The sequence below is a fragment of the Pseudomonas sp. S3_C06 genome, assembly GCF_054667675.1.
The window spans coordinates 5,228,434-5,248,596 of the sequence record NZ_CP162747.1 but is presented as its reverse complement, the minus strand read 5'-3'; the positions used below and the strand labels follow the sequence as shown (position 1 = coordinate 5,248,596).

Genomic DNA, 20,163 nt, shown 5'->3' with positions numbered 1-20,163 from the left:
ATCAGCTCCGAATCAGACCTGCGGCCGGAAACGAGCCGTAGGGCAGTGGATTGTTTTCGCCAAAACGCAGCTTGCAGCTGCTCAGGCGTCCACCGCACTTGTCCTTGGCCGCATCGCTGACGATCACGTCATTGGCATCCGCCACAGGACCGCCGTTGTAGCCGCAGTACGGACCGCGATAACCGCCACAACTGAGCCACCAGCAGACATTGGCAACGATTTGTCGACGCGGCAGTTGTACGCCATTGAAGTCCAGTGCACTCGCGAGTTCGAACTTCACCACTTCACTGTCTTCACTGACCTTGCGCTCGATGTACCAGACATCTGGAGGCAGTTCTTCTTCGGGATCGGCTTCAGGCTGACCATCGAGGTACTTGCCCAACGTTCGATGACGGATCAGCCGCGCCCCGACCAGATCATCGAAATACAACACCAGAGCAGTGATAAAACCACCGACGTTACCGACCGAAAGCGATGGAGTCGGCTGTGTGGCCTGCCCGGTCATTTCAAAGCCTTCGGCCTGAATGGGCCATGGTGAATACTCGAGGCCTTGCCAGAAGATCGAGGCTTGCTGTGGATAGCCGTGGAAGCGGTATAGCTCGGCGCCGAGGCTGGTGGCATCGAGTTCAAACAGCTCGACCCAGGCGCCCGGTTCCAGCGCCTGGATATCTGCAGTAATGGACATTTGAATCTCCGGGCAAAGAAAACCCCGCACAAGGCAGGGTGGTTTTCGCGTCAGGCGTATCCCGATTTACGGGTGAAATGCCTGCTCAAAGGTGGCTACCAAAGTGAAGAGACCTGCTCCCATCGGAGTCGGTTGATAACCTTTGCAGCGATAGAGGGCCGGCTCGCTCAGCGGTGCCGCCCAGTAAAAAGGCGCGGCTCCAGCATGACGATCAAGAAACTGCACAATGGATTTGATCCGCGCCTCGTCACCGACGAAGGTCAACGGCCAGGATTGTGATTTGTTGTTGATACCGTCTGCGGCCACTTGTTGATAGCCGTCACCAAACTTCGCCGACTTGAGGCGAAACTCGACATTGCCGACAGGCTCTACTTTTGGAAGCCAGCTGAATGTTTCCGTGCTCATGTTTTCTCCGGGCGTGAGTGATTGCAGCCGCTGATCGTCAGCGGCCGTTGATGGCGGACCAGATCTGCCCACCCGGTTTAAGGTCACGAGCAATCTGTTCGGCGGCGCCCTGTTTGGCTGCACCGGCGTAGGCCTTGGCGACGGTTTGCGAATTAATGTCGCCCGCTGCGCCACCACCTGAACTGTCACCCACATTGATTGTTTGCTGAATCACCACTTGATGGCTGCTGGTACTGCCCAGCGCACCACCCTGCACTTGCACGCCGAGGGAACCATCGGAACCGCGGCTGAGCGGCATGATGGCTTCCGGTCCTGCTTCGCCAAACATGGCCATCGGCGCCAGGATCGGCCCCGTAGCAACGCCGCTTGTAAAGGCACCACCCTTGGCGAATCCGGTGTATCTGAAATCCGACCCAAGCGATAAAGCCGGGTTGAAGATGGTGGTGTCCGCCCCTACTCTGGCGGTCGTCACCCCAGGTGCGCTGCCACCACCAAACAGCGACGTCGCCGCCGTTCCGACCAGACCGAACAACGAACTCAGACCTTTGGACATCGCTGTTTGAGCGGCCAGCTTGGCCATGTCTCCAAGCACCGATTTGGCAAAATCGGAAAACGAAAACTTGCCTGTCAGCGCAAATGTCGAAACCGCATCGCCCATGGTGTTGAACGCATTGGTAAACACTGCCTTGGATTTAGCTGCAACATTGTTGGAGCTGGTCAGGTAATCATCCCAGGCCGAAGTGGCCCCGTTGATCCAATTGCCCTGAGCCTCGGTCATCGACTCATAGTTGCTTTGAACCTGAAGAGTCATTGAGTCGTGCTCGGACTTCAACGCCGCCAGTCGAGTGCCGTAGTCGGCGCTGTCTTGAGGCGCAACACCTCCAGACACAGGAGTATCCAGCGCTTTTCGCGAGACTGCATATTTCTGGTCGATTTCACTCAACGCTTTCGCACGATCACTTTCTCGTGAGCCCATTCCAACGAGTGCGGCAGCCAGCGAGCCATCGCGCCGCAACTTGTCGAAGTCGTTTGAATAGTTGACTTGCTGACTGGCTTGCTCCTGAACGTCGACGTAAGTAGCGATGTTCGCTTGCGCAATCGAGTTGGCCGACGCATGCAGCGTTACGCCGATTTTCTTTGCGGCATCCTCGATCTGCTTTTGCATCTGACGCAGCTTTTGTTCGGTGATACGTGACGCCTGAGTCCAGGCTTGTTCAAGGCCGTCGAGGTTCGGCGTCAAACCTGCAGAGGAAGTAACTGCCATGTGCGTTTCTCCGGGCTATGAAAAAACCCGCCGAAACGGGTCATATAAATTTCTGGCTATTGCCATTGCTCAATCGCACGCTCGAGGGAAAGCCCCTGACGCTGCTCATGAGGCATGAAGTCCAGCAGTTCCGCCAGACCGCCGCCCAGCCGGTGAGTCTGTAGCGCAACCATTGCGCTACCCGCTTCCAGCCGCCTACCGGTATGAAGCGATCCATATCGATCAATGTATCGACCCCATGCCAGGGCTTCCTGGTAGGTCATACGTTCCTTGGCTTCGGCAATCGTGCGGCCGCCGACTCCGTTCAGCACCAACTCGTGCCAGAACTCATCGGCGGCAGTCAGTTTTTTACTGCGCTACCGCCTGTGCCATTCACCTCATTGACTGCGTTGAGCAACAGAAACCCTAACGAAGGTTCGAGGTTGTAGGCGTCGTCGTAGGAAAGTGCTTCCGCGCCTTCGGCTCCCAACGAGACCGACGCCGCAATGTAACTCGCGTTCCGGCTCTGTTCGTTTTCACCTTGGGCGAACAGTCGCTCAATCACGCCGAACGACTGTCGGCGAATGTGCAACGTGAAAGTGTCAGTGACTTCCTTGCCCGATTGACTATCGAGATGAGTCCAACTCACTTCTTTTTTGATCGGCTGACCGTCGACGATGCCGCCCTTGGCTTTCAGTTGTTTGAGGTTCATGGCTGATCTCAGGCTTTCTTGATCCAGGCGGACCCACCGGTACGCTGAATAGTGACGGTAGTGGTGACGACGGCATTGAGTGCAAAGTTGAACGGGAAGTCCGACACATAACCGTCGAAGGCGAACCAGGTACGGGTGGCTGGCAATTCGAAGTCATTGCCCTGAGCATTCACCGTTGGCGCAACACCTTTGCCGTCAGACCAGCCCACAACCCATTTGATGCCGGTATCACCGTCGGCTTCCGACAATTGATGCAGACGGATATGGCTGGCGTTGGTCGGGTCGGCGTTGAGGCCGAGGCTGGCGGTACCAGGTGTGCGCAGACCTTTTTTATAGGTGCGCTCTTCAGCGTTGAGACTGGTGTCTTCAATCTGTTCTGCAGGGGCACCGCCCGGATCGAACGAAGTAGCGTGCTCGATTTCCAGTACGGTGTAAGGGCCGGTGCCTGCGGCTGGCGGAACAAGGGCGAAAATTTGAGTACCTTGGGTAAGAATCGACATCTGGCGTTCTCCATTGAACAAAAAACCCGCAATAGCGGGGTTGAGGGTATTACTCGGATGGACCTGTCTCGGCGTTGCGAGCGGCGTTCAGTCAGGGTGCAGGTGTACCGTCCAGATAGGGCGGTGCGTTGGGATCCGGTTCTCGGCTCTTTATCAAATCGACCAGTGCCTGATTGCTTTGCGCCAACAATCGAATGGAGGCACTCAATGCCGTCTGACTGTCGGACTGGATTTGCAGCGCCGCAACCAATCGATTGATTGCGGCCAGATCTTCGTCATTCATATTCAGCGTTTCTCTTTGCGGGAATCATGGATCGGTCGGCGAATCGCGCGGCGGGACTTCGCAGACGCCGATGCGCTTGGCCGCCCAGCGCTCGTACAGACCGATGGCCACGTCGGCCCCGGCCATTGCGGTGAGGCAACCGAACGCGCCGGCAGCCCAGATCGACATGCCGGCGGCATACAGCAGCATGATCGCCGACACGCCGCAGATCATGCAGGCGCCGGAGCGCAGGGCCAGACGCCGTAACAGCGGCCAGCCACGAGCGCCCTCCTTGTCGGCGCGCCACATTTCGCCGGACACCCCGCCGACGACGGCAAGGAGGATGACCAGCCAGATAGGCATGTCTGCCAACGCTTGTTGCTCGTTTGTCATTTCACGCCTCCGGAAGTATTGGGTGAGTGATGTGTGTTGGAATCAATCGAGTTCTCTTGAGGTAGGCATTCCAAAAAGCCCGGCGTCGGGCCGGGCTTTTCAGTAATGCACTCTCTATAGAGGGTGTAACGGTAATGACCGAATCAGAAAGGAGCTACCGGCCAGTTGACGTTGGACGGATAGCCGGATTGTTTCTTCATGTCGCTGAGACCCACGCAGTACTGTTTGTAAGCGAGCAACAGCGCTTGTTCTTCAGGCGTGGCGACACCAATGTCCACCTTGTAATGCAGCGAATTGAGCATCAACCATTGCCCTGCTGCAGACAGAAGCTCCAGCGCTTCCTGCGCCACATCCTTTTCGAGTTCTTGATAGGAGGGTTCACTGAATTCCCAATCGACGTAATTGGTGGTGGTACCCTTCCATCCCACCTGGACGGTCGAGTTTGTGGTGATATCCACCCAATAACCATTGGACAACTTTGCTTCCACTGGCATGGCCGTGGGTTTCTCCACGGCGTCCACGATCACAGAACTTTGTTGAAGGGTTTCGAATAATTGAATCGAACAAAGGCATAGCGGTTCATAGTTTCTCCTGCGGGTACTCATCGCGAATGTTGGCTTTACGCGCTGAGTAAATATCGGGCTTTTCAGCAATGCACTGCGAAGTTCGGTATCGGCGCAGCAAATGCCGTTTATGGAACTTCAGGCCAGGTAACAGTCAGCGGGTAGCCCGGCTGTTTGTTGACGTTGCTCAGCGCGATGAAGAACTGCTTGTATTCCAGTAGCGCGGCTTCCTCTGCCGGCGTGGCCAGCCCCAGCTCAACCTTTTGCACCAGGGCCGACGTCGCCAGCGTGGTATTGGCTTTATCGAGACGATTTGTTCTTGCGTTACGCAATTGCATAGCCAGCAAGGACGGCTGGCCCCACATATCGCTGTCGGTAAATGTCCAGACGCCGTCGGTGTTTACCGCATTCCAGGAATAATCGATCTTTGGCAGTGCACTGACATCCACCCAGACTTGATCCGCCGGAAACTCATCGGTGATCGGGTTAGCGGTTTCAAAAATGTTGTCGACTTTGCCGGCAACGACGCGTACGTACTTCTTCATATCCATCATCCTTATTGATTGCCGACGTTCCGGCCTTTCAGTTTCTGCCCAGGCAGGCATTCCAAAAAGCCCGGTGATGCACCGGGCTTTTCAGTAATGCGCTCCTTCGCCTTCCTTCAAATCCTGTGTTCAAGAAGGAAGCTGACTTTTCGGCGCTACTGGCGCGGTACGAGTCCATTCAAATTGTTTTTCCGACCGCGGTCCCTGCCCGCCGGATAACTGCTTCTGGTGCTTTACGCTGCACACCCGGGTCAGTTGCCAACCCTCTGAACCGTTGAGGCCGGTTCATCGCTGCCTGTTCTTGTGGAACTAAAGAGCTTTCTTGCCAGCCGCTTTGTCGAGCGGCTTGGTGGCAAGAATATGCATGCATGCATATACAGTCAATGCGTAAATGCATTTATTTATGCGCAAGAAATGCTGAAATGCATGAAAGCCCCGCAACTCAAGGGCTTGACGGTTTCATTCAGGCGAAAAAAAACCCGCCAATGGACGGGTTTTTCTGGAGAGGGTCGGGTTAGCGGGCGTACATGCCCCACCAGAAGACATGACCGAGGATGACAATCTGCTCTTCCTGGATTTCCTGGAAGCTGTAGTCCTCGTCCGGATGTTCATCGCGATTGAAGCTGCGCAGACGAATGCCGGTAGGCAAGCGGTAAAGCTGCTTCACGCGCAATTGGCCGTTGTGATTGATCGCGTACAGGTCGCCATCAATGATGTCACCGATGCCGCACTTGCCCGCATTCACACCGACGGTGGCGCCATCACGCAACACCGGCAACATGCTGTTGCCACGTACGGTCACGCATTTGGCCTGGTCGAACTGCACACCGTTATGACGCAGGCTGCGCTTGCCGAAGCGCAGGCTAGAGCGCTCGCTCTCTTCGATGACGAATCTTCCTGATCCAGCAGCCAATTCAACCTCGCGAAGGAACGGCACCGATACTTCGTCATCATCGACAGGCGTATCGTCGTCCCACAGCATTATGTCCTTGAGTTCCGCGTGTACGTCATCGCGCGCGGCACCGGCCGACGGGGCGACATCTGCGCGCCCGCGCAATTGATCGGTGCTCACGGCGAAGTACTCGGCGATCTTCGAAATGTGTTTATCCGAGGGATCGACGATCTTCCCGCTGAGAATCCGCGAGAGAGTGGATTGAGGCACGCCGGTGCGACGGTGGAGCTCCGTGGGGGAGATCCCGTGCTGGTCGAGCAGTGCTCTTAAGACGGAGGCTACGTTGCGTTTTTGCATAACGCGCATAGTGCTTGAAGTTACACGCGAAGACAAATGCTGATTTGCATAACTTATGCATAAATCAGTATTTGGTTCGACGTGCCGCCGCATTCGCTCGCTTGAGCCGATCGTTTCGGGCTTTTTTGTCGTAGTCGTCTTTGGCGCCGAGGATTCCACCAGCAGCGTGTACCCAATCGGTGGCGGTGCAACCGGAGAGCAAAATGGCAGAGGTAAAAAGTGAAGCAAAGACAAGTGCGTTTTTCATCATCGAATTTCCGGTGGTCACTGATACAGAGGTTGGTTCACAGCCGAACTGGCGCTTACTCATTCACAAGCCGTTGCAGTTTTACCTGGGCCCGTTCGAGCCTGGCTTCTTGCTTCTTGATGACTTTCACATCACCGTACTGACGCGCCGCTTTCAGATGGTTTTGTCTGCGCCGAATTTCAGCTTCGGCTTTCTGGATGGCTTTTTCGTGGTCATCCTCTACCGAAGGTTCGCGACAGTAACGCTCGACATTGGCCAGCGCCTGCTCCAGGCCGGCCTTGCGATAAACATTATCCGCTGCGTTGGCGCGCTCTATTTGTCGGACAAGTTCAGCACGGCGCGGCGCGCAACTTTGACGCGCGTCGGCGAATGAACGATCAATGATTAAAACGCAACTGACGGCCAGAGACAGACTGCAAAACAGACTTGGCCTCATGAGACATACCCCAAGTAACTATTCTCACCCGAACGGTTGCAGAAATAGCTGACGCGACTCCAGGCATCACGGCATCTCAATATTCTCTGTAGGCCGAACAAGGCTGCCGACACCATATCGCGACAGAGCGCCTTACATATTGGAAAGTGTTTGACCAGCCACGCCACGGGTACGTAAACATGATCAAAACACAGCAACACCGGCGTGCGATCAGATAATGTGGAAATACTCACGTCTTTTTCTTTTCCAGCAATCGCTGCTGCAACGAATACAGTGCCCTCTTTATTAATAGCAATGGATCGTTTCCATGCCGGAGCCTGAACCCCATGATGATTACGCACGCAAAACCAGAGCATTTATAAAGCCCCCTCAATATCCTAAACGTCGTCGAATGCTTGCAGGCAATAACAACAGCCGCACTGCGCTGACTCTCCGTTACAGTCGCAGAGGCTATTGGCCTGACTCGAATCACATTAACAACGCAGGACCATCACGGCCTTACTGGCATCTTACTCAGTCTTACTTAGTCGCTCCGGGGCCTTGCGCCAGCGGATTTTTCGCTAACGCGGGACGTGGCAGACGCCGTTGATCAGGTTATTGATGTTGTAGTAGTACTCGGCATCAGAGAAGTAATTAAACGTCACCATTCCGCCTTGAAAGCCTCTTTCCATGAACGGCAGTTCATCTTCTGCAGTATCGGCGTCAAACTTTACAACCGATCGCGTCTTGAACAAGAACCTGGAAGTGTCAAGATGAGTGAGGGCAATGTTGAACTTTCGATCATAGGTATAGACTTTGCCCTCTGGTGTTTTCACCAGGTAATAAACATAAAGGGCGCCTTCTTTCGGGTCGATCGTCATATCACCGACGCCATGCCAGCGAACTTTGTGATCATGGGTATGCACAAAATCGATGGAAGCAAAACACGGTGCACGCGGAATGTCGCGATTGATCAAATAGAAATACCGAACAACCAATACACCGAAAATCAACACCGAAGAGATAGCCGAGAGTGCGATTATTTTTTTCCAACGAGCTGATAATTCACGCATATGGCCTCCCCCTTACTTTCAGGTTTTACGCACTTGATCAACAACTGGGAGAGCGGCTTTCGCACATAGAAGTTCGTATCGGACAACACAATGGGCGGTTCGAATTCGCTGAGCGCTTTTACAATTTCGTCCTTGGACATCCTTTCACTTTCTTCCACATATAACCTCGCATCGCCTTCCTGCCAGACGAGTTTCCACTCTTCCAGATCGGCGGGCTTCTTAAAGATCAAGTAAGCGTAAAACAGTGGAAGTGCAATTGCCGATGCGACGACTACGGGCAGAAGAAAGCGCCAGTAGCGGCGCGACGACTTCGTAACGGTAATGCAAGCCTGCTCATCACGGGCTACTGGCGCAGGCGGGGATTCAGTCTCGGCGACAGTAGCGCTGACCAGCCTGATTTCACACAACAGCACCACGCCTCGGCGCGGCAAGGTCTTGAGACTGTCCCGTGGCAAACCGACGTCAGCGAGGTGCGCGCGAAGCAAGTGCAGGGTCTTGTAGTAACTGCTGTCGGAAATCACCAGCCCGCGCTCACCCCAGACCCGCGAGATGAGCTGTTCCTTATCGGTAACTCCGGCGATCAATGCCAACAACAGATCACTTTCATTGCTGCCCAGACAGACTGATCGCTGCGCCCGAGTGAGGGACATTTTTTCTGCATCGTAGTAGCCATCGCTCGGTGTCAATCCTGAGCCAATGCCTTCAGACTGTTCCACGCTGCTTCCTCAACTGACCTTCAACCCACGAACTCCGATCATTCGATAGCTTTTCGGCACTATAGGACACAATGCCAACCCGAGCGGCGGCGGGTTGCTGCATCCACCTCAAAAAAACTTCATACTCAGCCCCACTGAATCAACCCTCGGGCCGCATCGCTGGCAAACACTCGCCATTTCGTAGATGCGAACGACCCCGTTTTTTGTCTTGTCACTTTTTCCGGTATAGCTAAACCCCTGATGAATAAAGCCATTTCAGACCTGTCCTCCCACACCCCGATGATGCAGCAGTACTGGCGCCTGAAGAATCAGCACCCGGATCAGCTGATGTTCTACCGCATGGGCGACTTCTACGAGATCTTCTACGAAGACGCGAAGAAGGCGGCCAAGTTGCTCGACATCACCCTGACCGCGCGTGGGCAGTCGGCGGGGCAGGCGATTCCGATGTGTGGCATTCCTTACCATGCGGCGGAAGGCTATCTGGCAAAACTGGTCAAGCTTGGCGAGTCGGTGGTGATCTGCGAACAGGTCGGCGACCCGGCGACCAGCAAAGGCCCGGTGGAGCGTCAGGTCGTACGGATCCTCACGCCGGGCACGGTCAGTGATGAGGCGCTGCTCGATGAGCGCCGCGACAACCTGATCGCTGCGCTGCTGGGTGACGAGCGTCTGTTCGGTCTGGCCGTGCTGGACATCACCAGCGGCAGTTTCAGCGTGTCGGAAATCAAAGGCTGGGAAAATCTGCTGGCGGAACTGGAGCGGATCAACCCGGTGGAATTGCTGATCCCGGACGATTGGCCGAGGGATCTTCCTGCGGAAAAACGCCGTGGCGTCAGTCGCCGTGCGCCGTGGGATTTCGAGCGCGACTCAGCACTGAAAAGCCTTTGCCAGCAATTCTCCACCCAAGACCTGAAGGGCTTTGGCTGCGAGAACCTGACCCTGGCCATCGGCGCCGCCGGTTGCCTGTTGGCCTACGCCAAGGAAACCCAGCGCACCGCCCTGCCCCACTTGCGCAGTTTGCGTCACGAACGACTCGACGACACGGTGGTACTCGACGGCGCGAGCCGCCGCAATCTTGAACTTGACACCAACCTGGCCGGTGGCCGCGACAACACCCTGCAATCGGTGGTCGATCGCTGCCAGACCGCAATGGGCAGCCGTTTGCTGACTCGCTGGCTGAATCGCCCGTTGCGCGATCTGACCGTGCTGCTGGCGCGACAGACCTCGATCACTTGCCTGCTCGATCGCTACCGTTTCGAAAAGCTGCAACCGCAGCTCAAGGAAATCGGCGACATCGAGCGCATTCTCGCGCGGATCGGCCTGCGCAATGCCCGTCCTCGTGACCTCGCACGGCTGCGTGACGCCCTTGGCGCCCTGCCTGAACTGCAAGTGGCGATGACCGATCTGGAAGCGCCGCACCTGCAAGGTCTGGCGACCACCACCAGCACTTACCCGGAACTGGCGGCACTGCTGGAAAAAGCCATTATCGATAACCCGCCAGCGGTGATCCGCGACGGTGGCGTGTTGAAAACCGGCTATGACAGCGAACTCGACGAGCTGCAATCGCTGAGCGAAAACGCCGGCCAGTTCCTCATCGATCTCGAAGCCCGCGAGAAAGCCCGCACTGGCCTGAGCCACTTGAAAGTCGGCTACAACCGCATTCATGGCTACTTCATCGAGTTGCCGAGCAAACAGGCCGAGTCGGCGCCGGCGGACTACATCCGTCGGCAAACCCTCAAAGGCGCCGAGCGTTTCATCACGCCTGAGCTGAAAGAATTCGAAGACAAGGCGCTGTCGGCCAAGAGCCGTGCCCTCGCCCGCGAGAAAATGCTCTACGAGGCACTGCTGGAAGACCTCATCAGCCAGTTGCCACCGCTGCAGGACACCGCCGGCGCGCTGGCCGAACTCGACGTGTTGAGCAACCTCGCCGAGCGTGCGCTGAACCTCGACCTGAACTGCCCGCGCTTTGTCAGTGAGCCGTGCATGCGTATAACCCAGGGTCGTCACCCGGTGGTTGAGCAAGTGCTGACCACGCCGTTCGTGGCCAACGACCTGAGCCTGGACGACAACACGCGCATGCTGGTGATCACCGGCCCGAACATGGGCGGTAAATCCACCTACATGCGTCAAACCGCGTTGATCGTGCTGCTGGCGCATATCGGCAGCTTCGTACCGGCGGCCAGTTGCGAACTGTCGCTGGTCGACCGTATCTTCACCCGAATCGGCTCCAGCGATGACCTGGCCGGTGGCCGTTCGACCTTCATGGTCGAGATGAGCGAAACCGCCAACATCCTGCACAACGCCACCGAGCGCAGTCTGGTGCTGATGGACGAAGTCGGTCGCGGCACCAGCACCTTCGACGGTCTGTCGCTGGCATGGGCCGCGGCCGAGCGTCTGGCCCATCTGCGTGCCTATACTCTGTTCGCCACGCACTACTTTGAATTGACCGTATTGCCAGAAGCCGAGCCACTAGTGGCCAACGTGCATCTCAATGCTACAGAGCACAATGAACGCATCGTGTTCCTGCACCACGTACTACCGGGGCCGGCCAGCCAGAGTTACGGTCTGGCGGTGGCGCAACTGGCCGGTGTTCCCAGCGAAGTAATCGTGCGTGCACGCGAACACCTGAGCCGACTGGAAGACACTGCGTTGCCCCACGAGACGCCGAAGCCGTCTGCCAAGGGCAAACCAGCAACACCGCAGCAGAGCGACATGTTCGCCAGCCTGCCGCATCCGGTACTGGATGAGCTGGCCAAGCTGGATATCGATGACATGACCCCGCGTCGTGCACTCGAAATGCTCTATGCACTGAAGAACCGGATATAAGTACTGAAGAAGCGGATATAACGCAAACGGCTTCAAGCTGTTAGAATCTCGCGCGGTTTGGGATGCTGCTGGCTAATAGCCTGGCCAGCAGGTATCGCTCCCGAACCTGGCGACCCCAACCGTGAAGGGGCAACGCTGCCGCCGCCTGAGGAGAAAATTAGAAATGACCTTCGTCGTCACCGACAACTGCATCAAGTGCAAGTACACCGACTGCGTAGAAGTCTGTCCGGTGGACTGCTTTTACGAAGGCCCGAACTTCCTGGTGATTCACCCGGATGAGTGCATCGATTGCGCCCTGTGCGAACCGGAATGCCCGGCCGTAGCCATTTTCTCCGAGGACGAAGTTCCGGAAGAGATGCAGGAATTCATTCAACTCAACGTTGAGCTGGCTGAAATCTGGCCGAACATCACCGAGAAGAAAGAATCGCTGCCGGATGCCGAAGAGTGGGATGGCGTCAAAGGCAAGATCAAAGACCTCGAACGCTGATCTGTCACGCGCTCGAATAAAAGGCCCCTTGCGGGCCTTTTTGCTTTTCTGCAGGCAAAAAAAGGGGCGGTATGACCCGCCCACATTTTTTCCCTATTCCCTGTATTCCTTTTCATCGTCCTGATGAATCGCGTCCTGCGATGTCCGTTCCCCTCATCCTTGAAGGGCGTGTCTGTCCGTCGACACACCCCAGATACTAGAGAGTTCCCTGACAAGAGCAATCGGCCCTCGGAGCGGAAAAGCGCTGTAATAAGCACTTCACATTAAAAAATATATATACAAATCAACAAGTTAAACAGAATTATTTAGAGCAATCGACGTCTGCCGCGGTGTAAAGATAGTGAACACTTACGAAAGAGTAAGCCAAGGCTTACACCGCGAGACTACAAACGATGGAATAGCCAACCGTACGTCTGGCAATGAGCAGGGTGGACATGGATTGCCAACAAATCCAGGCCAACAAAAAACCCCGAACCAGTCGGGGCTTTTGCGGGCGGGCGTTTGAGGCGCTTACTGGAACAGCGACTCGCTCGACAGGCCATTCTTCTCCAGGATTTCCCGAAGGCGCTTGAGGCCTTCCACCTGAATCTGCCGCACCCGTTCCCGGGTCAGGCCGATCTCCAGGCCTACATCTTCCAGCGTACTGCTCTCGTGACCGCGCAGGCCGAAGCGGCGTACAACCACTTCGCGCTGCTTGTCGGTCAGCTCAGACAGCCATTGATCGATGCTCTGCGACAGGTCGTCATCCTGCAGCAGTTCACAAGGATCAGTCGGACGATCATCGGTGAGGGTGTCCAGCAGGGTTTTATCCGAATCCGGACCCAGCGAGACGTCGACCGAAGAAACCCGCTCGTTCAGACCAAGCATGCGCTTGACCTCGCCCACCGGTTTTTCCAGCAGGTTGGCGATCTCTTCGGGTGAAGGTTCGTGGTCGAGCTTTTGCGTCAGCTCCCGTGCAGCCCGCAGGTACACGTTGAGTTCCTTGACCACATGAATCGGCAACCGGATGGTCCGGGTCTGATTCATGATCGCGCGCTCGATGGTTTGACGAATCCACCAGGTCGCGTAGGTCGAGAAGCGGAAGCCGCGCTCGGGATCGAACTTTTCCACCGCCCGGATCAGTCCGAGGTTGCCCTCTTCGATCAGATCCAGCAGCGACAACCCCCGATTGACGTAACGCCGGGCGATTTTGACCACCAGCCGCAGGTTACTTTCAATCATGCGCTTGCGCCCGGCCGGATCGCCACTTTGCGACAAGCGCGCAAAATGAACTTCTTCCTCCGGGGAGAGCAATGGGGAAAAGCCGATTTCGTTGAGATACAACTGCGTGGCATCAAGTGCCCGCGTGTAATCGATGTACTTATGTTGTTTAAGTGAAGCGGAGTGTTTGGATTTGGAACGAACGGAAGGTGGAGCAGCCCCTTCATCATTCGACATCGAATCCGAATCGATGCCGGTCTCCATAAGGAGAACCTCATCGTCGATGTCAAACTCCGGCACTTCTTTACTGAGAGCCATTGTTATAGTCCTTTGGTGAGTTCGACCCCAAGCTCAAGCGACGCCTTTATCCTTGGCAGCGCTGGAGCCTGTCCCCTCTACGCGACGGAACAGGCTGGCTTACAAATCAACGTCTTGGCAGGAACTGCAGTGGATCTACAGGTTTACCTTGGCGGCGAATCTCAAAATGCAGTTTCACCCGGTCTGTACCCGTTGACCCCATTTCGGCAATTGTCTGTCCGACCTTGACCTGCTGTCCCTCCCGAACCAACAGCCTGCGGTTATGTCCGTAGGCACTGACGTAGGTTTCGCTGTGTTTGATGATGACTAATTCGCCGTAGCCCCTTAAGCCACTCCCGGCGTATACCACCGTCCCATCAGACGCAGCTAAAACAGGCTGTCCCAAATCTCCGGCGATATCAATTCCTTTATTCAAACTACCGTTTGAAGAGAATTTTCCAATCAGAATGCCATTAGATGGCCATCCCCAGCCGGTCGGGGCCGGGCCCGCTGGAGGCAGTGGCGCGGGGGCCGGTTTGCTGGCGACGGACGGTACAGCCCCCGTAGAACCGGTGGTTGTGGTGGTTGTCGTGCCATTTGCCTGGCGCCGGATTACCGTGGTTTTACTCGACGAAGAAGGCGAAGAACTGCTGTTGCTCACCACCGCCGTCGGCGTTGAACCGGTGCGGCCATCAAAGCGAATTGTCTGACCCGGATGGATCGTATACGGCGTAGGAATATTGTTCCGGGCCGCGAGGGCTTTGTAGTCCCAACCGTAGCGAAACGCGATCGAAAACATCGTATCGCCCGGACGGACTACATACTGTCCGGTCGTCACGGTAGGACGCTGGGCCACCGCATTGTTGCGATCGACCACCCGGACATTGCTCGATTTGGTGCTGGAGCAACCGACCAGCAAGGTGCTCAAGACAAGGCCAGTCACCAGGCGCTGAAAGCTCGTGTTACCCATACGCTGCGCAATGACTGTGAGACTCACCCGCCGCTCCCTTTGTGGTGGCTGAAAAATGTGAAATGCCGGATTCCGGCATGAGGTGTCGCCAGTATAACGGGCCGGATCGGCTTTACCTTTAATGAAGCGAAATCGCTTCGCGCACACGTTTGCAAGTTGACAATCTGCTGCGTTTAAACCATCGCTGCCGGAGTAAGACACAGGCGAACGAAAGGAATTCAGCGCACGCAAACAAATGCTCAGGCCAGTGGCCCATTAAGCAACGGCACGAAACGAACGGCGCCCAGAACATGCCGGGAAAAGCCGTTTTCCTCACGCACGATCAGCATCAATTGCTGCACTTCTCCCGAGCCCACCGGGATCACCATGCGCCCGCCCGGAGCCAGTTGATCGAGCAAGGCTTGCGGTACATCGGTGGCCACGGCCGTGACGATAATGCCGTTATACGGTGCCAGCGCCGGCCAGCCTTCCCAGCCATCGCCCCAGCGGAACACCACGTTGCGCAGGTTCAGTTCAACCAGACGTTCCTTGGCCCGGTCCTGCAGGACCTTGATGCGCTCGACCGAGAACACTCGCTCGACCAGTTGCGACAACACAGCGGTCTGGTAACCGGAACCAGTGCCAATCTCCAGCACCTTATCCAGCGGCCCCGCCTCCAGCAGCAGCTCGCTCATGCGCGCCACCATATAAGGCTGGGAAATCGTCTGGTTATTGCCGATCGGCAGCGCCGTATCCTCGTAAGCGCGATGTGCCAGCGCCTCGTCGACGAACAGGTGGCGCGGCGTACGCCGAATCACTTCCAGCACCTTGGCGTTGGACACGCCCTCCTCATACAAGCGCTGGATCAGCCGCTCGCGGGTACGCTGGGAGGTCATGCCGATACCGCTGCGCAGTCGGTCTTCGTGTTCACGGGCCATCAGCGCAGTCCCTCCAGCCAGCCGTCGAGGCTTCTGAACGCATCGTTGAAGGTGCGATCGAGCTGCAACGGAGTGATGGAAACATAGCCCTGCATCACCGCATGAAAATCAGTCCCCGGGCCGCCATCTTCGGCATCGCCGGCAGCGGCAATCCAGTAACCGGCCTTGCCACGCGGGTCGACCACTTTCATCGGCGCCGCCGCCCGGGCGCGATGGCCGAGACGGGTCAGCTGGATGCCACGAATGTGATCGATGGGCAGATTGGGAATGTTCACGTTGAGTACCGTGCGCGGCGGCAGATCGAGCCCGGCATGGGCCTCGACCAGTTTGCGCGCAAAGTACGCCGCCGTCGGCAGATTATCCACCTGCCGCGAGACCAGCGAAAAGGCAAACGAGGGACGCTCGAGGAAGCGCCCTTCGAGCGCTGCCGCGACGGTGCCGGAATACAACACGTCATCACCCAGGTTGGCACCGAGGTTGATCCCGGAGACCACCATGTCCGCCTCGCGCTCCAGCAAGCCATTGAGGCCCAGGTGCACGCAGTCGGTCGGTGTGCCGTTGAGGCTGATAAAGCCGTTGGCCAGGTATTGCGGGTGCAGCGGACGGTCGAGCGTCAGCGAACTGCTGGCGCCGCTTTTGTCCTGCTCCGGGGCGATAACCACGCACTCGGTGTAATCCGCCAGCGCAGCATAAAGCGCGGCGAGACCGGGTGCGGTTACCCCATCGTCGTTAGAAATCAGAATACGCATGGGCTGTCCGTCTGCCCCACCGGCACCAGATCAACGAGCTCGCGCACCAATACGGTGGCGAAGCATCCGGCCGGGAGGACGAATTCCAGTTGCAGAATGTCAGGCTGGGGATAATGCCACGTCAACCCGCCAATGGGCAGCCGCAGGATGCGACGTTCGTGGCTCATGCCGGCGTTGATCAACCAATCGCGCAGATCCGCTTCACCAGCGGCAATCCCCTGCTCCAGATCATGGACAGCCCCTGCGGTCGGCGAGTCACCTTCGCCCCACTGCGGGCCGGTCGGATGCAGATCAAGAATAGCCAGACGCGGATCGCTGCACTCAGCTTCACCGGCAGGGAAAAAACTGCGACTGTCAGTGAAGGCCAGCAGATCGCCGACTTGGGCTTTTTGCCAGGTGCCATCGGCAACACGCGCCGCCAGCACCTTGTTGAACAGAAAACTGCGCGCGGTCGAGAGCAGCCGCGAACGCACATTGCGTTGCTCCGGCAAGGCCTTGCGTGCCGCCCACGAACGCGCATCGACGACGTTACCGCCGTCATGGCCGAAACGCTGGGCACCGAAATAATTGGGAATACCTTGTTTAGCGATCAGTTGCAGGCGCTGCTCGATCGCGTCTTTGTCGCCAGCGAACTGAGTCAGGCGCAAAGTGAAACCGTTGGCCGAATGCGCGCCACGTTGCAGCTTGCGCTTGTGGCGGGTGGTCTTGAGGATCTTCAGCGTATCGTTTTCCGCCGCTGTCAGATCCGGATCGGCCTTGCCCGGCAATTGCACGCTGAACCACTGGCGGGTCAGCGCCTGACGATCCTTGAGACCGGCATAGCTGACGGTACGCAACGGCACGCCGGCAGCCTTGGCAATACGCCGTGCGGCTTCCTCAGTGTTGAGGCCACGCTTTTCAACCCAGATCCACAGGTGTTCGCCATCGCCGCTGAACGGGATGTCGAGCACTTCATCGACCTGAAAATCTTCAGCGATGGCTTTCAGTACAGCGGTGCCGAGGGGTTCGCCATAGGCCCGCGGGCCGAGCAATTGCAGTTCATTCATGCGCGCAGCAACAAGGCAACGGAGTGCACGGCGATGCCTTCTTCGCGACCGACAAAGCCAAGCTTTTCGGTGGTGGTAGCTTTCACGTTCACTTGATCCAACTCAACTTGTAGATCCGCCGCGATCAACGCGCGCATCGATTCGATATGCGGGGCCATTTTCGGCGCCTGGGCAACGATGGTGTTATCGACGTTGCCGACTTTCCAGCCTTTGGCATGGATCAGCGCGACCACATGACGCAGCAGCGCACGGCTGTCGGCGCCCTTGAATTGCGGGTCGGTGTCCGGGAAATGCTTGCCGATATCACCCAGCGCAGCGGCGCCGAGCAAGGCATCGCTCAAGGCGTGCAGCAGGACGTCACCGTCGGAATGAGCGAGCAGCCCGAAGCTGTGTGCAATGCGCACGCCGCCCAGAGTAATGAAATCGCCTTCAGCGAAACGGTGCACATCATAGCCGTGGCCAATACGCATAAAAAAAACGCCCCGATTTTTGTCAGGGCGTGATTCTACCCGCATTAACCGCGCAGAGCGCGTGCGTGATGCTGCAAGTGGTCGTCTATAAAGCTTGAGATGAAGAAATAGCTGTGGTCGTAGCCCGGTTGCAGGCGCAATGTCAGCGGATGGCCCGCTTGTTTTGCCGCTTGTTGCAAGGCTTCAGGTTTGAGCTGGGTAGCGAGGAAGTCATCGCGATCGCCTTGATCGACCAGCAGCGGCAGTTTTTCATCCGCCTCGGCGATCAGCGCACAAGCATCCCACTCTTTCCATTTCGAACGGTCTTCGCCCAGGTAGCGGGAAAATGCTTTTTGGCCCCATGGGCAATCCATCGGGTTATTGATCGGCGAGAACGCCGACACCGATTGGTACCGCCCCGGATTGCGCAACGCGCAGACCAACGCACCGTGGCCGCCCATGGAGTGGCCACTGATGCTGCGCTTGTCCGATGCCGGGAAATGCGCTTCAACCAGTGAAGGCAACTCCTGCACGACATAGTCATGCATCCGATAGTGCCGCGACCAGGGCTCTTGCGTGGCATTCAGATAGAACCCGGCGCCGAGGCCGAAATCCCATGCGCCGTCCGGATCACCCGGGACATCGGCGCCACGCGGACTGGTGTCCGGCGCAACAATGATCAAACCCAGTTCAGCAGCCATGCGCATCGCGCCGGCCTTCTGCATGAAGTTTTCATCGGTGCAGGTCAGGCCCGACAGCCAATACAGCACCGGCAACTTGCCGCCCTGCTCTGCTTGCGGTGGCAAGTAGACGGCGAACACCATGTCGCAGCCGAGCACGTCGGAGCGATGGCGATAGCGTTTGTGCCAACCGCCGAAACTCTTCTGACAGGAGATGTTTTCCAGACTCATGGGGATTCTCCCAGCTGCAAGTGGCAAGCTTCGAGCTTCAAGAAAAGGCAAAAGCGCCTTTGCTTGCAGCTTGAAGCTTGTAACTTGGGGCTGCTTTTAGAAATGAATGACGGTACGGATGCTCTTGCCTTCGTGCATCAGGTCGAAGGCCTTGTTGATGTCTTCCAGACCCATGGTGTGGGTGATGAAAGTATCCAGCGGGATTTCACCGCTCTGAGCCATATCGACGTAGCTTGGCAACTCGGTACGACCGCGCACGCCGCCGAATGCCGAACCGCGCCAGACGCGACCGGTCACCAACTGGAATGGACGGGTCGCGATTTCCTGGCCAGCACCGGCAACACCGATGATTACCGACTCGCCCCAGCCTTTGTGGCAGCACTCAAGGGCGGCGCGCATCAGTTGCACGTTGCCGATGCACTCGAAGGAGAAGTCGACACCGCCATCGGTCATGTCGACGATCACTTCCTGGATCGGACGATCGAAATCTTTCGGATTCACACAGTCGGTTGCACCGAGTTGCTTGGCGATCTCGAACTTGGCCGGGTTGATGTCGATGGCGATGATGCGTGCAGCCTTGGCTTTCACGGCACCGATCACCGCAGACAGACCAATGCCACCCAGACCGAAGATGGCCACGGTGTCACCCGGTTTGACCTTGGCGGTATTGAGCACTGCACCGATGCCGGTGGTGACGCCGCAACCCAGCAGGCAAACCTTTTCCAGTGGCGCATCCTTGGAGATCTTGGCCACGGAGATTTCCGGCAACACGGTGTATTCCGAGAACGTCGAAGTGCCCATGTAGTGGAAAATCGTTTCGCCCTTGTAGGAGAAACGCGAAGTGCCATCCGGCATCAAACCTTTGCCCTGAGTGGCGCGAATTGCCTGACACAGGTTGGTCTTGCCCGACTTGCAGAATTTGCACTGGCCGCATTCGGGGGTGTACAGCGGAATGACGTGATCGCCAACGGCAACCGAAGTCACGCCCTCGCCGATAGCTTCAACGATGGCGCCACCTTCGTGGCCGAGGATCGACGGGAAGATACCTTCCGGATCTGCACCGGACAGGGTGTAAGCGTCAGTGTGGCAAACACCGGAAGCGACTACGCGCAGCAATACTTCACCGGCCTTGGGCATGGCGACATCGACTTCTACGATTTCCAGCGGCTTCTTGGCCTCGAAGGCAACGGCGGCGCGCGACTTGATCATGCTGACTCTCCAGTGAATCCATTGAATAAAAAAACCAGACAGCCAGTGTAGTTCAGCGCCAACTGATTAATAATCCGGACAAATGCAAAATATTATT

At 57.0% G+C, this 20,163-nt stretch carries 25 protein-coding genes; 2 read left to right on the top strand and 23 right to left on the bottom strand.

Features of this window, described 5'->3' with window-relative positions; genetic code table 11:
* Position 1: 1 nt before the first annotated feature.
* The 15 genes from AB4N44_RS23245 to AB4N44_RS23175 all read right to left on the bottom strand — a co-directional run bounded on the left by AB4N44_RS23245 (position 2) and on the right by AB4N44_RS23175 (position 9,008).
* Positions 2-685: a phage minor tail protein L gene (locus AB4N44_RS23245; protein WP_127926038.1), complete on the bottom strand. Its 684-nt coding sequence runs from the start codon at positions 683-685 to the stop codon at positions 2-4.
* A gap of 66 nt (positions 686-751) precedes the next feature.
* Positions 752-1,090 carry a phage tail protein gene (locus AB4N44_RS23240; protein ID WP_127926037.1) on the bottom strand — a complete coding sequence of 113 codons (339 nt, stop codon included), beginning with the start codon at positions 1,088-1,090 and terminating at the stop codon, positions 752-754.
* A 37-nt stretch (positions 1,091-1,127) separates the two neighbouring features.
* Positions 1,128-2,330 (bottom strand): phage tail tape measure protein, encoded by a 1,203-nt coding sequence (locus AB4N44_RS23235; RefSeq protein WP_238786330.1) that lies wholly within the window; start codon positions 2,328-2,330, stop codon positions 1,128-1,130.
* Between the two features lie 80 nt (positions 2,331-2,410).
* Positions 2,411-2,665: a hypothetical protein gene (locus tag AB4N44_RS23230; protein ID WP_127926035.1), complete on the bottom strand. Its 255-nt coding sequence runs from the start codon at positions 2,663-2,665 to the stop codon at positions 2,411-2,413.
* 29 nt (positions 2,666-2,694) lie between these two features.
* Entirely contained in the window at positions 2,695-3,045 is a 351-nt protein-coding gene (locus AB4N44_RS23225) for a phage tail assembly chaperone family protein, TAC (protein ID WP_127926034.1), read from the bottom strand.
* 8 nt (positions 3,046-3,053) lie between these two features.
* On the bottom strand, positions 3,054-3,545 hold the full coding sequence (locus AB4N44_RS23220; RefSeq protein WP_127926033.1) for a phage tail tube protein: 492 nt from the start codon (positions 3,543-3,545) through the stop codon (positions 3,054-3,056).
* 91 nt (positions 3,546-3,636) lie between these two features.
* Positions 3,637-3,828, bottom strand: a complete 192-nt coding sequence (locus AB4N44_RS23215; RefSeq protein ID WP_127926032.1) for a hypothetical protein — start codon at positions 3,826-3,828, stop codon at positions 3,637-3,639.
* A gap of 24 nt (positions 3,829-3,852) precedes the next feature.
* Entirely contained in the window at positions 3,853-4,200 is a 348-nt protein-coding gene (locus AB4N44_RS23210) for a phage holin family protein (protein ID WP_127926031.1), read from the bottom strand.
* Between the two features lie 143 nt (positions 4,201-4,343).
* Positions 4,344-4,727: a tail fiber assembly protein gene (locus AB4N44_RS23205; RefSeq protein ID WP_158013174.1), complete on the bottom strand. Its 384-nt coding sequence runs from the start codon at positions 4,725-4,727 to the stop codon at positions 4,344-4,346.
* A 164-nt stretch (positions 4,728-4,891) separates the two neighbouring features.
* On the bottom strand, positions 4,892-5,308 hold the full coding sequence (locus AB4N44_RS23200; RefSeq protein ID WP_127926029.1) for a tail fiber assembly protein: 417 nt from the start codon (positions 5,306-5,308) through the stop codon (positions 4,892-4,894).
* A gap of 514 nt (positions 5,309-5,822) precedes the next feature.
* Entirely contained in the window at positions 5,823-6,557 is a 735-nt protein-coding gene (locus AB4N44_RS23195; protein WP_007908821.1) for an XRE family transcriptional regulator, read from the bottom strand.
* A 64-nt stretch (positions 6,558-6,621) separates the two neighbouring features.
* Positions 6,622-6,867: a hypothetical protein gene (locus tag AB4N44_RS23190; RefSeq protein ID WP_158013173.1), complete on the bottom strand. Its 246-nt coding sequence runs from the start codon at positions 6,865-6,867 to the stop codon at positions 6,622-6,624.
* Complete coding sequence (locus AB4N44_RS23185) at positions 6,860-7,240, bottom strand: DUF1090 domain-containing protein (RefSeq protein WP_127926027.1); 381 nt, start codon at positions 7,238-7,240, stop codon at positions 6,860-6,862. Before AB4N44_RS23185 ends, AB4N44_RS23190 begins: the two co-directional genes overlap by 8 nt.
* Before the next feature lie 560 nt (positions 7,241-7,800).
* On the bottom strand, positions 7,801-8,292 hold the full coding sequence (locus tag AB4N44_RS23180; protein WP_460107340.1) for a hypothetical protein: 492 nt from the start codon (positions 8,290-8,292) through the stop codon (positions 7,801-7,803).
* Positions 8,259-9,008 (bottom strand): winged helix-turn-helix domain-containing protein, encoded by a 750-nt coding sequence (locus AB4N44_RS23175; protein WP_460107342.1) that lies wholly within the window; start codon positions 9,006-9,008, stop codon positions 8,259-8,261. Before AB4N44_RS23175 ends, AB4N44_RS23180 begins: the two co-directional genes overlap by 34 nt.
* A 252-nt stretch (positions 9,009-9,260) precedes the next feature.
* Here AB4N44_RS23175 and mutS point away from each other — a divergent pair, with 252 nt between their 5' ends.
* Both mutS and fdxA read left to right on the top strand, forming a co-directional pair.
* Positions 9,261-11,831, top strand: a complete 2,571-nt coding sequence (gene mutS, locus AB4N44_RS23170) for a DNA mismatch repair protein MutS (RefSeq protein ID WP_455807564.1) — start codon at positions 9,261-9,263, stop codon at positions 11,829-11,831.
* 163 nt (positions 11,832-11,994) lie between these two features.
* A complete protein-coding gene (gene fdxA / locus AB4N44_RS23165; RefSeq protein ID WP_007908827.1) occupies positions 11,995-12,318 on the top strand; it encodes a ferredoxin FdxA in 324 nt (107 codons plus the stop codon).
* Positions 12,319-12,828: 510 nt separating this feature from the next.
* Here the strand turns inward: fdxA and rpoS are convergent.
* From rpoS to AB4N44_RS23125, 8 genes are all read right to left on the bottom strand, one after another.
* Entirely contained in the window at positions 12,829-13,836 is a 1,008-nt protein-coding gene (rpoS, locus tag AB4N44_RS23160) for an RNA polymerase sigma factor RpoS (RefSeq protein WP_007908828.1), read from the bottom strand.
* Positions 13,837-13,942: 106 nt separating this feature from the next.
* Positions 13,943-14,812: a peptidoglycan DD-metalloendopeptidase family protein gene (locus AB4N44_RS23155; protein ID WP_016985074.1), complete on the bottom strand. Its 870-nt coding sequence runs from the start codon at positions 14,810-14,812 to the stop codon at positions 13,943-13,945.
* A gap of 212 nt (positions 14,813-15,024) precedes the next feature.
* Positions 15,025-15,660 carry a protein-L-isoaspartate(D-aspartate) O-methyltransferase gene (locus tag AB4N44_RS23150; RefSeq protein ID WP_172828219.1) on the bottom strand — a complete coding sequence of 212 codons (636 nt, stop codon included), beginning with the start codon at positions 15,658-15,660 and terminating at the stop codon, positions 15,025-15,027.
* Between the two features lie 41 nt (positions 15,661-15,701).
* Positions 15,702-16,451, bottom strand: coding sequence for a 5'/3'-nucleotidase SurE (surE, locus tag AB4N44_RS23145; RefSeq protein ID WP_007908831.1), 750 nt, complete (start codon positions 16,449-16,451; stop codon positions 15,702-15,704).
* On the bottom strand, positions 16,439-17,497 hold the full coding sequence (gene truD, locus AB4N44_RS23140) for a tRNA pseudouridine(13) synthase TruD (protein ID WP_127926022.1): 1,059 nt from the start codon (positions 17,495-17,497) through the stop codon (positions 16,439-16,441). The genes surE and truD overlap by 13 nt, the downstream gene beginning before the upstream one ends.
* Positions 17,494-17,967: a 2-C-methyl-D-erythritol 2,4-cyclodiphosphate synthase gene (gene ispF / locus AB4N44_RS23135; protein WP_034149878.1), complete on the bottom strand. Its 474-nt coding sequence runs from the start codon at positions 17,965-17,967 to the stop codon at positions 17,494-17,496. The genes truD and ispF overlap by 4 nt, the downstream gene beginning before the upstream one ends.
* A 44-nt stretch (positions 17,968-18,011) precedes the next feature.
* Complete coding sequence (gene fghA / locus AB4N44_RS23130) at positions 18,012-18,863, bottom strand: S-formylglutathione hydrolase (protein ID WP_174245100.1); 852 nt, start codon at positions 18,861-18,863, stop codon at positions 18,012-18,014.
* 90 nt (positions 18,864-18,953) lie between these two features.
* Complete coding sequence (locus AB4N44_RS23125; protein WP_007908835.1) at positions 18,954-20,066, bottom strand: S-(hydroxymethyl)glutathione dehydrogenase/class III alcohol dehydrogenase; 1,113 nt, start codon at positions 20,064-20,066, stop codon at positions 18,954-18,956.
* Positions 20,067-20,163: the final 97 nt, after the last annotated feature.

Coding starts and splice junctions, on each gene's coding strand:
- rpoS (WP_007908828.1), bottom strand. CDS start 13,836: ATGGCTCTCAGTAAAGAAGTGCCGGAGTTTGACATCGACGATGAGGTT.
- AB4N44_RS23125 (WP_007908835.1), bottom strand. CDS start 20,066: ATGATCAAGTCGCGCGCCGCCGTTGCCTTCGAGGCCAAGAAGCCGCTG.
- AB4N44_RS23225 (WP_127926034.1), bottom strand. CDS start 3,045: ATGAACCTCAAACAACTGAAAGCCAAGGGCGGCATCGTCGACGGTCAG.
- AB4N44_RS23195 (WP_007908821.1), bottom strand. CDS start 6,557: ATGCAAAAACGCAACGTAGCCTCCGTCTTAAGAGCACTGCTCGACCAG.
- AB4N44_RS23185 (WP_127926027.1), bottom strand. CDS start 7,240: ATGAGGCCAAGTCTGTTTTGCAGTCTGTCTCTGGCCGTCAGTTGCGTT.
- AB4N44_RS23180 (WP_460107340.1), bottom strand. CDS start 8,292: ATGCGTGAATTATCAGCTCGTTGGAAAAAAATAATCGCACTCTCGGCT.
- AB4N44_RS23220 (WP_127926033.1), bottom strand. CDS start 3,545: ATGTCGATTCTTACCCAAGGTACTCAAATTTTCGCCCTTGTTCCGCCA.
- AB4N44_RS23240 (WP_127926037.1), bottom strand. CDS start 1,090: ATGAGCACGGAAACATTCAGCTGGCTTCCAAAAGTAGAGCCTGTCGGC.
- AB4N44_RS23150 (WP_172828219.1), bottom strand. CDS start 15,660: ATGACCTCCCAGCGTACCCGCGAGCGGCTGATCCAGCGCTTGTATGAG.
- AB4N44_RS23245 (WP_127926038.1), bottom strand. CDS start 685: ATGTCCATTACTGCAGATATCCAGGCGCTGGAACCGGGCGCCTGGGTC.
- truD (WP_127926022.1), bottom strand. CDS start 17,497: ATGAATGAACTGCAATTGCTCGGCCCGCGGGCCTATGGCGAACCCCTC.
- AB4N44_RS23215 (WP_127926032.1), bottom strand. CDS start 3,828: ATGAATGACGAAGATCTGGCCGCAATCAATCGATTGGTTGCGGCGCTG.
- surE (WP_007908831.1), bottom strand. CDS start 16,451: ATGCGTATTCTGATTTCTAACGACGATGGGGTAACCGCACCCGGTCTC.
- fdxA (WP_007908827.1), top strand. CDS start 11,995: ATGACCTTCGTCGTCACCGACAACTGCATCAAGTGCAAGTACACCGAC.
- AB4N44_RS23210 (WP_127926031.1), bottom strand. CDS start 4,200: ATGACAAACGAGCAACAAGCGTTGGCAGACATGCCTATCTGGCTGGTC.
- AB4N44_RS23200 (WP_127926029.1), bottom strand. CDS start 5,308: ATGAAGAAGTACGTACGCGTCGTTGCCGGCAAAGTCGACAACATTTTT.
- ispF (WP_034149878.1), bottom strand. CDS start 17,967: ATGCGTATTGGCCACGGCTATGATGTGCACCGTTTCGCTGAAGGCGAT.
- AB4N44_RS23190 (WP_158013173.1), bottom strand. CDS start 6,867: ATGAGTAAGCGCCAGTTCGGCTGTGAACCAACCTCTGTATCAGTGACC.